This window comes from Actinomadura rugatobispora (assembly GCF_042656285.1).
In the GTDB taxonomy this organism is placed as follows: Bacteria; Actinomycetota; Actinomycetes; order Streptosporangiales; family Streptosporangiaceae; genus Spirillospora; species Spirillospora rugatobispora.
Window position 1 is genome coordinate 48,504 of the sequence record NZ_JBHSON010000004.1, and the last position, 11,783, is coordinate 60,286.

At 70.4% G+C, this 11,783-nt stretch carries 11 protein-coding genes; 3 read left to right on the forward strand and 8 right to left on the reverse strand.

Annotated elements, in window-relative coordinates:
- Positions 1-7 precede the first annotated feature (7 nt).
- From ACFPZN_RS03460 to ACFPZN_RS03475, 4 genes are all read right to left on the reverse strand, one after another.
- Positions 8-1,798, reverse strand: coding sequence for an AfsR/SARP family transcriptional regulator (locus ACFPZN_RS03460; RefSeq protein ID WP_378280037.1), 1,791 nt, complete (start codon positions 1,796-1,798; stop codon positions 8-10).
- Between the two features lie 107 nt (positions 1,799-1,905).
- Complete coding sequence (locus ACFPZN_RS03465) at positions 1,906-2,292, reverse strand: rhodanese-like domain-containing protein (RefSeq protein WP_378280038.1); 387 nt, start codon at positions 2,290-2,292, stop codon at positions 1,906-1,908.
- Between the two features lie 33 nt (positions 2,293-2,325).
- Positions 2,326-2,694, reverse strand: a complete 369-nt coding sequence (locus ACFPZN_RS03470) for a hypothetical protein (RefSeq protein WP_378280040.1) — start codon at positions 2,692-2,694, stop codon at positions 2,326-2,328.
- A gap of 43 nt (positions 2,695-2,737) precedes the next feature.
- The gene (locus tag ACFPZN_RS03475; protein WP_378280042.1) at positions 2,738-3,172 is read right to left on the reverse strand and encodes a hypothetical protein; all 435 of its coding nucleotides are present in this window, start codon (positions 3,170-3,172) and stop codon (positions 2,738-2,740) included.
- Positions 3,173-3,695: 523 nt separating this feature from the next.
- On the opposite strand from ACFPZN_RS03475, the gene ACFPZN_RS03480 reads away from it, so the two are divergent.
- Positions 3,696-4,973, forward strand: coding sequence for a hypothetical protein (locus ACFPZN_RS03480; protein ID WP_378280044.1), 1,278 nt, complete (start codon positions 3,696-3,698; stop codon positions 4,971-4,973).
- A 293-nt stretch (positions 4,974-5,266) separates the two neighbouring features.
- On the opposite strand, the gene ACFPZN_RS03485 is transcribed toward ACFPZN_RS03480, so the two are convergent.
- Positions 5,267-5,896 carry an LUD domain-containing protein gene (locus ACFPZN_RS03485; RefSeq protein ID WP_378280046.1) on the reverse strand — a complete coding sequence of 210 codons (630 nt, stop codon included), beginning with the start codon at positions 5,894-5,896 and terminating at the stop codon, positions 5,267-5,269.
- A 157-nt stretch (positions 5,897-6,053) separates the two neighbouring features.
- Between ACFPZN_RS03485 and sigJ the strand changes: the two genes are divergently transcribed.
- On the forward strand, positions 6,054-6,965 hold the full coding sequence (gene sigJ / locus ACFPZN_RS03490) for an RNA polymerase sigma factor SigJ (protein WP_378280048.1): 912 nt from the start codon (positions 6,054-6,056) through the stop codon (positions 6,963-6,965).
- Positions 6,966-7,422: 457 nt separating this feature from the next.
- Here sigJ and ACFPZN_RS03495 read toward each other — a convergent pair whose 3' ends face one another.
- Positions 7,423-9,474 carry a WD40 repeat domain-containing serine/threonine protein kinase gene (locus tag ACFPZN_RS03495; protein WP_378280050.1) on the reverse strand — a complete coding sequence of 684 codons (2,052 nt, stop codon included), beginning with the start codon at positions 9,472-9,474 and terminating at the stop codon, positions 7,423-7,425.
- Positions 9,475-9,701: 227 nt separating this feature from the next.
- On the reverse strand, positions 9,702-10,226 hold the full coding sequence (locus tag ACFPZN_RS03500) for a pyridoxamine 5'-phosphate oxidase family protein (protein ID WP_378280052.1): 525 nt from the start codon (positions 10,224-10,226) through the stop codon (positions 9,702-9,704).
- A gap of 204 nt (positions 10,227-10,430) precedes the next feature.
- On the opposite strand from ACFPZN_RS03500, the gene ACFPZN_RS03505 reads away from it, so the two are divergent.
- Entirely contained in the window at positions 10,431-10,820 is a 390-nt protein-coding gene (locus ACFPZN_RS03505; RefSeq protein ID WP_378280054.1) for a hypothetical protein, read from the forward strand.
- Between the two features lie 43 nt (positions 10,821-10,863).
- Here the strand turns inward: ACFPZN_RS03505 and ACFPZN_RS03510 are convergent, their stop codons facing one another.
- Positions 10,864-11,760, reverse strand: a complete 897-nt coding sequence (locus tag ACFPZN_RS03510) for a JmjC domain-containing protein (protein WP_378280056.1) — start codon at positions 11,758-11,760, stop codon at positions 10,864-10,866.
- Positions 11,761-11,783: the final 23 nt, after the last annotated feature.

The following is an 11,783-nucleotide window of genomic DNA, read 5'->3' on the forward strand; positions in this document are numbered from 1 at the left end:
GTCCTGTTCAGAGCCGCTTCGCGAGCGCGGGATTGTCGATGTCGGCGGCGAGCAGCCGGGCGGCGGTGAGCGCGCTCCCGTCTCCGAGGCGGTGCCGGTGCAGATGGGCGCGCACCACGAACTCGCGCATGTCGCAGCGGGCGGCCAGCGAGGCGAACGCCGCCACGAGCGGCCCGGCGCGGTCGGCGTCGCCGTCGTCCAGCGCAGCGGTGATCATGGCGTCGAGGACGTAGCCGTGGACCCACTGGTAGCGGTCCGGGATCCGGGTGCACCGGGTCGCCGCGTCCTCGAACCAGCCGGTGGCGGCGGCGCGGTCCCCGCGGTGGACGCCGAGCAGGCCGAGCCCTCGCGCGGACATGCTCTGCCAGCACGGGTCGCCGAGCAGGCAGGCCAGCACCCAGGACTGCTCCAGCGCGTCGGCCGCGGCGTCGGCCTCGCCGGCGGCCAGGTCGAGTTCCGCCTGCAGGACCCTCGGCCAGGGCAGGAACGCCATCCAGCGCTGTTCGTACACCAGCTCCAGGGAGTCGGCCAGCGCGGCGATCGCCTCGGCGCGCTCGGCGCGCAGCAGGTGCGCGCGGGCTTGGATCGACAGCGACCACGCCCGCTGCCGGTGGTCGCCGCAGCAGCGTGCCCGCTCCACCGACCCCCGGAGGTGGCGGAGGGCGGCCGGGTAGTCGCCGCGGTCGGAGGCGTTCATGCCGCGGACGCCGAGGACGGCGCTGAGCTGCTCGTCCGTCTCCGCCAGCGCCTCGGCCTTCGCCAGCCAGGCGTCGGCGGTCTTGCGGCGGCCCGCCTTCACCTCCAGGAAGCCCAGCTGCCGGTGGGCGGTCACCGCGGTGGCGCGGTCCCCCGCCCGGTCGGCCAGCTGGATCGCCTCGTGCAGCAGCAGCGGCCCCTCCTCGTCGCGGCCCGGGGTCGCGTGGGCGAGCGCGCCGCCCAGCGCGGCCGCCGCGCGGGCCCGCAGTGCGACGTCCCCGGAGCGGGCCGCCTCCGCCACGGCGGCGCGGAGGCACTGCAGGCCGGCGTCGATGACGCCCGCCACGATGGCGGCGCGGCCGGCCTCCAGCCGGCTGGACGCCGTCGCCCGGGCGCTCAGCGCCGGGACGGGCGGGGGGACGGGGGCCACGGCCGCCGCCTCCCGGAGCGCCGGCGAGGCCGCGACGCCCAGTTCGCGGCGCAGGATGTCCTCGCACACCGCGGCCTGCCGCAGTGCCGCGGCCCGGTCGCCCGCCGCCGCCAGGCCGCGGACCAGGACCTCGTGATGGCCCTCCTCGACGGGGTTGCGGGCGACGGCACGCGACGCGTACGGGATCGCCTCGCGAGCGTTTCCCGCCGCCAGCAGCGCGACCGCCGCCTGGTGCAGCCGCGCCTCGACCGCCGCGGACACGCGGTGCCGCTCCACCAGCAGCCACGACTCGAACTCCGGGTTCGCGGCCAGGTTCACGCCTTCGAGGAGTTCGCCGCCGAGGTCCAGGAGCGGGGCGGGGTCGTCACTCGCGTCCTTGAGCACGTGGAGGTCGACCCGCACCCCGCCCCCCAGTTCGGTCGCCACGGGGTCGCCACCGAACAGGCCGGGGGTGCCGAGCGCGCGGCGCAGCTCGGCGAGCGCCCAGCGCAGCGCCCCAAGCGGGTCGCCGGCGTCGCCGAACAGCAGCTCGGCCAGGCGCTGCCGGCTCGGCGGCCGCTCGGCCAGCAGCAGGTAGCCGAGCAGGGCCCACGCCTTCCGGCCCCGGGGCGTCCGCACCGGCTGCCCGTCCCGCTCGATGGTCGGCGGGCCGAGCAGCCGGATCGTCACCATGGCTCCCACCTCGTTCGACGGCGCGCGCGGGGCGCCCGTCCGGAGAGTCACCAGTGTGTCCCCGCACGCGGCGCCCCCGCACGCGGCCATCCGGATCCGGCCACCTGTCACGGCTGGGACGTGACCGGGCGGCCGTCCTCCTCCCACGCCGTCAGCCCGCCGCCGAGATGGGCGACGTCGGTGTACCCGATCTCCTTCAGGCTCCGCGCGGCCAGCGCGGACCGGCCACCGGACGCGCAGTACAGGATCGTCCGCGTAGCGGGGTCGAACTCGGGCCGGTGGTAGGGGCAGGCGGGATCCGCCCAGAACTCCAGCATCCCGCGGGGTGCGAGCACCGCGCCGGCGATGGCGCCGTCGCGGCGCACCTCGTCCGGCTCGCGCAGGTCGACGACGACCGCGGTGCCGCCTTCCAGTGCCTCGGCGACCTCGGCCGCCGACATGTCACGGACCTGCTGCCTGGCATTGGCCACCAGGTCCTTGACGGTCTTTCTCATGGTTTCTCCAGTTCTCCTTCCGAGCGGAATCGCTCAGTTTCCGATGTGCGGAGCCGCGTCTGCGGCGTTCACGTCCCTGTGGAAGCGCTTGTGGACGTAGAGTCGTTCGCCCAGCGTTTCGCAGCGCCACCAGACGCCGCTCGGGGGCCCGATCCGCAGATTGCGCGGATATTCGCTGATGACGCCGCCGACCTTGCTCATGCTGAGCCGTCCGGACCGGCACACCAGGATCCGCCTGTCGGTGACCACGACAACGCGGTAGGCGTCCTTGACAATGATGATCCAGATGGAGAGCAGCGCGAGGAACGGGTTCGTCGTCTGTGCGCAGAAGGCCGCCTGCAGCGGCTCGCCCGGGTGGAGCAGATGGGCCGCGTTCGCGTGCAGTTTCCCGCGAATGGCCATGGCATTGTCCTTTCTTCGGTTCCCGCGTGTTCCGCCGGCGGCGCTAGAACGGCCAGAAGTCGCCGTGCACCTCATTGGATTCGACGGTGTAGATGGACCCGTTCGGCCGCACGAACCTGTTCTCCGTGTAGACCTCGTCCCCGGTGGCCCTGTCCTCGTTGAGGAGGACCGTCTGGACCGTGTACGTCTCGTTGAGGAGGACCGGGCTCCGCGAGTACCGGAAATCGTCGCCGTCCGGCCAGTCGGCGCCCCACATGATGGACTGGACCATCCGGTCGCGCGTGTCGGCGGGCGTGCAGGTGTTGGTGACCCGGTTGTACTTGACCAGTTGGTATTCGAAGGACGCCGAGATGCGCAGCGTGCACCGCGCGGTCGCGGCACCCGCGGGCGCCGCTGGCAGTGCGCCGGTGACCAGGGTCGCCAGCGCGCCCAGCGCGAGCGTGCCCGCGACTCTCCCCCGCAGAGTTTTCACCTTCATGTTCGCCTTCTGCACGTCGTCGAGAAGGCGCACGCCCCGGATTCCCCGGCATCGGTGAAGGCACGCCAGCCGGCCATCACGGCGGTGCGTGGCATTTCATCCCCCGTTCGTGCGCCCCGCGGCAGTTTCCGACTGCCGTTGACATAGACGATGCGGTGCCGGCGTGTGAGCGAACGTGTGACGGCGCGATCGCCAGGAAGGATGACCGTCATGCCCGCACCGCACCCGCCCGAGTTCCGGCGCCGCGGTCGAGCCGGCGCGCCAGGGTGACACCTCGATGGCAAGGACCTGTGGATCAGCCGGACCTGCCCGCAGAACTGGGTGAACCAGGCCAGCGCCGACAACGGATCCGGCCGGCCGACCTCGGCGGAGAAGAAGGAACTGGCCGCGTAACCGGCAACTGGAGACCGAGAACGAGTTCCTGAAGTGAAGCCGAGGCACCACCGCCTGAGCACGACGCGGTCGTCCCAGTCCAGCCACGACCTGACGGCGCAGCACCACCAAGATCCCTTTGCTGCGCCTCTTGACCACTCCCGGACATTCGTGTCAACGCTTCCATGAATCCGAACGTCCTGCAGATCGAGCGCGGTTCAGCCCGGTCACCGCCTTTCTCGATCTACGTGGATCGGGTGGAAGGAAGGACGGGGGAATGTCTCGAGCATTCGCCTTGCATGCTGCCCTGACGGCGGCCGTTCTCGGGCTCGGCGTCGGTATCGCTCCCGCGGCTGCGTCGGACACGACCGGGGCGGCTCCGGCGGACACGGCCAGAACGCCCGCATGGCGTATCGCCGACATCAAGGATCGGGGCCACTACGACTGGCTGGACGAGGTGGTCGCGACCGGACCGGCCAATGCCTGGGCGTTCGGCGGGAGCCTGTCGGACGCCGGATCCGTCCCGACCGCCGAGCGTTGGAACGGCACGTCGTGGAAGAAGGTTCCGCTACCGGCCGGGCTGGAACGTCCGATCTCTGCGGCGAACGCGTCGGGCCCGCGCAACGTCTGGGCGTTCGGCGGCAGTGACTTCGCCGGGGAGGCCTTCGCACTTCGCTGGAACGGGCGCACGTGGAGCGTCTCCAAGCGGTGGCCGTCGGGCGAGCTCATCACCGATGCCGTGGTGTTGAGCCGACGCGACGTGTGGGTGTTCGGCGGCTCGCGCGTAGGGCCGGGCGTCGGCACCTGGCGCTTCGACGGCCGCACGTGGACGCAGGTCGAGACCCCGCCGGGGACTTTGGCGGGCGCCGACGCCGTGGCCGCGGACGACATCTGGGCCGTGGGCACCGCACCGACCGGCTACGACATGGTGGCGCACTGGGACGGCCGCACCTGGAGCAAGGTGGACCTCCCGGATCTGCCGGAGGAGGACGACCACAGCGTCGGCTTCTTCGACATCCGCGCCCAGTCGCCCCACGACGTGTGGGTGGTGGGGTTCGAATACCAGGCGAGCGAAGAGAACTACACCGAGACTCCTCTCGCGCTGCATTTCGACGGGACCTCGTGGCGCCGCGTCCAGGTGCCCGATATCGGTGCCAGGTCCCTGCGGCAGGCAATTCCCGACGGGCGCGGGGGCGTGTGGTTCATTTCGGGCACCGACCAGCCGTATGAGGCGCCTGAGCTTCTGCACTACGCGAACGGGCGGTGGACGACGGCGCGACCGCAACGTCCCGACGGGAAGGCGGTCCTGGTCTACGACCTGACGACCGTGCCGCGCAGCCCGCGGCTGTGGGCGGTCGGCGAAGTCTTCCCGGTGGACAGGGCCTCCGCCGACTCTGCGATCTGGAAGCACGGACGGCTGACCCGATAAGCCCTCGATACCTCACGCGCGTCCCGGCGGCGGAGCGGCCGACAGCCCGTGACCGCCGGCGCCGGCCACGGGGCGAGGTCGGCCGGTAGGTCCGCGTACAGGATCTGCTGGCCGGCCCGGTCCCGAAGCCAGCCTGCGACCTCAGGCGGATGAAGCCGCCGCTGTCGACGAGCACGGCGTCAGGTTCGCCGCTCAGCGCGCCATCGCGGCCGCCGAGGACAGTGCTCAGACGCGACGTCTGATCGGCCCGTAACTCCGGCTGGAGCATCTGGGCCCACTGCCCGACGGGTTGTTCAGAATCCGATGGCTTCGCGGAGCAGCAGGACGGTGCCGCGTCCAGGCTGGTACTCCGCGTTGAGGATGAGAAGGCGGTTGATGGCGCTGGGCCACCCATGGGCCTCCTGGGTGCGGGCGTTCTCCAGCGGCAGGCAGTGGTCTTCGACGCGACGCAGCGCGACGCTCAGATCGGGCACCACCTTCTGCGCCCCGACGATCCATATCGCGCGGGCGGCGCCGCCGGAATAGCCGGGCAGCTGGCTTCCGCTGCCCGAGGCGATCACGAGGGAACCGGTCTCGGTGACCGCGTGGACGCTGCCCACGACGACGTCGGGGCCGGCGCGCAGCCGCCGGATCTCGTCCGCCTGGGTGGTGCGGTCCATCGCCAGGGTGCGCGGCTTGACGGCCTCGTATCGCCCACCGGTGTTGATGTCCTCATCGATGCCGGACAGTCGGAGGGTCTCGCTGGCCCCGGTGAACACGCTGGCTCCGTCGGGTATCAGCTCGCTGACACGGGTACGCGCGGCGGCGGCGTCATCGAGGATCTCGACGGTGAAACCGTGCGCGGTCAGCGCGGCAGCCGCCCGCTCCAGACTCTGCGGGGGCGCCGCGTCGGCGAACGGTGTCTCCGGAGTCGAGCTGGTCATGATGTCTCTGAGCTCCCTGTGCGCTGGATGACGATTGGTCTCGGCAGTTCGACAACGCAGCCCTCAGGAATGTGAGGCCGGTGCGTCGCCTCACATTCCGGTGCGCCGTCTTGTCGAACTGGTGAGGACCGATGCGACAGAGGGAGCCGACGGCGCCATGACCACGCGATCCGAGCCGGAACAGGGCCGGCCCGCCCCGGGCCTGGACGCGATCATGAGCGAGCGGCGTCACCTGATCAATCTCGCGTACCGGTTGCTGGGCTCGCTGACCGAGGCCGAGGACGCCGTGCAGGAGACCTACACCCGCTGGTACGCCATGTCCCGGCGGCAGCAGGACGCCATCGAGTCTCCCGGCGCCTGGCTGACGACGGTCGCCAGCCGCGTCTGCCTCAACGTGCTCGGCTCGGCACGGGCCCGGCGAGAGACCTACGTGGGCGAGTGGATCCCCGAGCCGCTCCCCGACGGCACCGTCGCCGACCCCGCCGACCGGGTCACCCTGGACGAGTCGGTCAACCTGGCCTTCCTCGTCGTGCTGGAATCGATGACCCCGGCCGAACGCGTCGCGTTCATCCTGCACGACGTCTTCTGCCACTCCTTCGCCGAAGTGGCCGAGGTCGTCGGCCGTACCCCGGCGGCGTGCCGCCAGCTGGCCTCCTCGGCCCGCCGCCGCATCCGGGACTCACAGCCTTCCGCGACGACTCCGGCAGCCCAGCCCACCCGAGTCATCAGGGATTTCAAGCAGGCTTGGGAGGCCAAGGACATCGACGCCCTGATCGGCCTGCTCGACCCCGACGCCACGGCGATCGCCGACGGCGGCGGCCTCGCCACCACCTTCCTGCACCCCATCGAAGGCAGTGAGCGGATCGCGCGCACCTGGGTCGAGCTCGCCCGCCGCACGCCCGCCACCATGACCTTCCTGGAACGGACGGTCAACGGTCAGCCCGGTCTGGTGGCTCAGCAGGACGGCGTCACCGTGACGGTGTTCGCGTTCGAGGTCGCGGGCGACCGGATCAGGCACATCTGGGTAGTACGCAACCCCGACAAACTCCGTCGCTGGACGACCGGCTGAGGCGCCTCTCCCTGGCTCTGAAAGCTACGGGGCCGACGATCCCCTACGTGCCGCCGGGCCCGTGAGGCAAGGTGCCGCACCGCGGCGGAGGTGCGGCCGACGACCTGGGCGATCTCCGCCGAACTCGGTGCGCTCGCAGTTCCAGGACGAGCAGCGCCGGGCGGCCAGGTCGCGGACGTCAAGCCCGCGCAGCAGCCGCGGCCGGGGGTCTCGAAGGACCGCGCGAGCAGTTCCTCGGCGTCCCGGTCTGTCATCCCCATGCCTGGTCGACGGCGAGGCAGGGCCGAGTGTGACACCCTCGACGACGGGCCCGCGCCGGCGTCGTCGACCACGAAACCGAGCCGGACGACACCATGGCGCTCGGGCCCGCGCGCTGCGGGCCGTCCTGGACGCCGAATGCGACAACGTCGACCGGCTCAGCCTGGCGGGAGCCGCATGAGAACACGGAAATTCTCAGTCAGGTGTTCCACAGCCGGATGGTCTTGTCGGCGCTGCCGCTGGCGAGAAGTTTCCCGTCGGGGCTGAACGCCACCGAGGTGATGGCGTCGCTGTGCCCGGTGAACGGGGCGCCGACGACCTGGTGTTTCTTGGTGTCCCACAGCAGGATGGTTCCGCCGCTGGTTCCGACGGCCAGCCTCGTCGCGTCAGGATGAAACGCGATCGCGTTCACCGGACTCGTCGTGCGCAGTGGCGGCGGGACGCTTTTCTCTCCGTCCCACAGCGAGACGATGCCGGGAGTGGCGCCGATGGCGATGAGTCCCCTCGACACCGCCAGGCCGTTGACGGAACTGATGTCGTTGATGGTCAGGACGCCGGGATCCTCGCCGGGCTTCGCCGTCCGCCAGAAGCCGACGGTGTTGTCGGCGTAAGCGGTCATCAGCACCGTCCCGTCGGGCCCGAACGCCACGAAGTTCACGGTGACCGGCCGTTTCCTCAGCGTCGCGGTGTTCTGTCCCGTCGCCACGTTCCACAGGCGCCCGGTCTGGTCGGTGCTGCCGCTGGCGAGGAAACCGCCGTCGGGCGAGAAGTCGACGGAGGTGACCGGGCCGGTGTGCCCGGCGAGCGTCGCCTTGGTGGTGCTGCTCCGCAGGTCCCAGAACCGGATGGTCCTGTCGGCGCTGCCGCTGGCGAGGGTCTTCCAATCGGGGCTGAACGCCACGGACGTGACACCGGCGGTGTGCCCGGTGAGCGACGCGCGGGCCTTCCTGCTCACCGTGTCCCACACTCGGATGGTGTGGTCGGCGCTGGCGCTGGCGAGCGTTTTGCCGTCCGGGCTGAAGGCCACCGAGGTCACCGAGGCTTTGTGCCCGGTCAGCTGGTTCGGGTCGGACGGCGCGGTGCTGCCGCCGCGGGGGCTTTTCTCCTCGTCCGAACGCGCGAGCGCGACGACCACCGGGGCGCCGACGACGGTCAGAGCCGCCGCGCCGATGCCCCCGGCGAACAGAAGCGTACGGCGCCGAATGGCGGCGGGAATCGCGGGAGAGCGAGGCCCCTGTGGCGCGAACCCGGCATTGAACGGCGGAAACGACGCGTCGGGCGGAGTCGCCCCCACACCGCGCGGGGATGCCGCACCCGGGATTTGCCCGGGCGGCGTGAGGGTTTCGTGGTGAGGGACGGGCCTGGGGAATGCCGGAGGGGACTGCCCCTCCGACTGGGCGGCTCTCGCCCTGATGAGACTGGCGATGACGGGCGGCGGCCATTCCCGCGTGTCGGCCGCCTCAAGCCGCTCGAGAATTTCGGTGACCGTGACCCGGTCGGCGGGACTCTTTTGCAGGCAGGCCTCGATCAGGCCGCGCAGCGATTCGTGGACTCCGGTGAGATCAGGTGATCCGTCGATGATGCGTTCCAGCAGCTCGGAATCGTCCTTTCGACCGAAAGGGGGGTGGCCGACGGCGGCGTAGGCGAGCACGGAGCCGAGCGAGAAGATGTCGCTCGCCGGCCCGGTGGGCCATGCCCGGGCCTGCTCCGGAGACATGTACGCGTAGGTTCCGAGCACCCTCCCGTGGGTGGTCATACCCCGGGAGCCGAGAGCACGGGCGATACCGAAATCGATGATCCGGGGCACGTCGGCCGCGAGAACGATGTTGCCCGGCTTCAGATCACGGTGCACGAGCCCGCACTTGTGGATGGCCGCCAGCCCTTCGGCCAGACACGCGCCCAGCGTCTGAACAGTGTCCGGCGGCAACGGGCCGATCGTGTCGACGGCGTCGTACAGGGACGGGCCGTCCACATAGGCGGTGACCATCCAGGGCGGATCCGCGCCGGGGTCGGCGTCGATGACCTGGGCGGTGTAGTGCCCGCCCACCCGCCGTGCGGCTTCGACCTCCCGTGAGAACCGCCGCCGGAAGTCGGGGTCGTCCGCGTACTGGGCATGGATCAGTTTCACCGCGACCCTGAGCCCGGCGCGAGATCGTCCGAGGTACACCTGACCCATGCCACCCCGGCCCAGGCGGCCCAGCAGCAGGTAGTCGCCCACCTTGGCCGGGTCGCCAGGCTGCAAAGAGTCCACCAACGGCCCACCCTCAAGACGTAGGAGCAGCGGCAGGGGAATTCTACTGATCGCCCGGCCCGAGCATGAGGCCATCACCCTACGCCCCTCGTCGCCCGGAAACCTCCACGTGATCTTTTGGCGTGCCGCGATAGCCGATTTCCAGGCCGCCCCGCGTCCATTCCTCAGAGTGGCCCGTCCCGGCCGGGCAGCGCATTGTTGGGCAGTGGACCACTTTGGAGGGTGGTTCAGCGGTCGAAGCGCCAGCGTGTGGCGCCGAAGGGTTCGCTGGTGGCCACTCCGAAAGCGGTGTGGAAGGTGAACCGGTACAAATGCCACGGCGGGGGCCCCGCGCTCTGCGCGCTGTAGGGGGCGGTGAGCGCGTCGCCGTCCACCTCCGCGGGCCAGCCGCCCTCCCGGTACCCGGCCGCGACGCGGGCCAGGATGCCGGAGTCGACGGTCCTGGCCGCCTCGCCCTCCAGGACGAGGTCGACGCCGGTCAGCCGGACGGAGATCGTGCACGCCGGGTTCGCCGCCAGGTTGCGGGCCTTGCGGGTGCCGGGGCCACTGGTGAAGTAGAGGTCGCCTTCCAACCAATAAGCTCCGACGGCGGCGGAGTGCGGACGCCCGTCCGGACGGACCGTCCCAAGGAACAGCGGGACATCCGCCCGGGGCAACTCTGCCGCCAACCGGTCGTGCGCCGTGCTCCATGGCAGTGGACCAGAGCCGTAGATGTCGAGATTGACGGCCTCAGCGGGATCGCGATCGGTCATGTCTCCGCCCCTCCCTCACGAGTACTGACAAGAAACAGACCAGCGCCAGGCCCAGAACTCATCGCTGTAACGCCAACGTGGGCAACCCTCACGCCACAGCATGGACCGGTTCGGGAGGGGTCTCGACGTGGCGCCTTCACAATGGCGCACATGACAGATCCCAAGCCCGGGACGTCCCCACGCGTCCCCAATCGAATCAGGTGTGTGGTCGCACTGCTGGGCCTGCACACCGCCGTCCTTGCCCTCGGCACGTCCGGGTTGTTCATGGACGCCTCGTCCAAGCACGAGCATGGCCAGGACGGTGCGGGCCCGCTCATCATGCTGGGGGTGATGTGCGTCGGTCTGACCGCCGCCCTGGGGCTCAGCGCCGTCCAGGTCATGCGCGGCGTGCCGTGGGGCCGCTACCTCGCGCTCGTGCTGGAGTCGCTGTTCCTGTTCGGTGCGTTGATCCAGTTCACCGTGCTGCTGACGGCGCCGGATCTCATCGGCGGTGTCGTCACCGTCGTCACCCTCGCCGTCATCGGCGCCGTCATCTGGCTGCTGTCAGGGACATCGCGGGAATGGTTCGAAACAGGCAGCGTCCAGCCTCGGTAGGACGCACAGGCGGCCACGCGACGCGACAGGCGCTCCTCCGTTCCTACAGTCGGACTTCCTTCCCGCCGTCCTGCGTGAATCCGGCGACGACCTCTCTGATATCGACCTTTTCCAACTCCTCCACGAGGGTCCCCAGCATTTCCTTCACCCCGACGACCAACTCCCCAACGTTGTCCACATTCACATAGGGGTAGGTCATGAACGCGGAATTGCCTGCGACGGCCGATCGCACCACCTGCTGCACCAAGTCCCCCCACATACGAGGCCGCACCACCACTGACAGGTGCAGCGACACACCACCCTCCGCCATCGCGACATGCGGAGTTCCGTAGGGCATGTACATGACGTCCCCGGGTTCCAGCACCTCGCTGAACAGCGGGTCGCCCAGGTCCTCCCGGGAGAACTGGGCGGCGTCCCCCTTCCGCGTCTCGGGGAGCCCCCACACCTGCCACCGCTTCCGGCCGTGCAGGTGCACCACGAACACGTCCACCGGGTCATGGTGTGGACGGAAGCCCTCGGTACCCGACGGCGTCAGGAAGGCCACCGCGTCGCATCTGGTGGAGAACTTGGCGCCCAGCATGGTCGTCAGTCCCCGCACGCCCGCGTGGAGGTGGTTGATCGTATTCCACGTGATGGTCGCCCCGGACCGGAACAGGCCGAGCACCTGCTCCGCCACCACCGCGTCGGCGAAATACTCCCCCTGCACCCGCAGCAATTTCGTGTAGCTCATGGGATGCACCGGATCGCCGTCCTTGGTGACCCGCACGTAGGGCAGCCGGGCCGTGCCCGACCGCAGGAGCTCGTCCAGGTCGGCGACCGTCAGCAGCTCCGCATGCCGCTCGAGCAACGCGCCTGGCCGCAGGATCGGTCTCTTGTTGAAGACGGAAGAGAAGAACTCGGATTCCTCACCCACGAGTTCGGTGAACTCCGGTACGTACATGGGTCCCTCAACCTCCGGTCCGG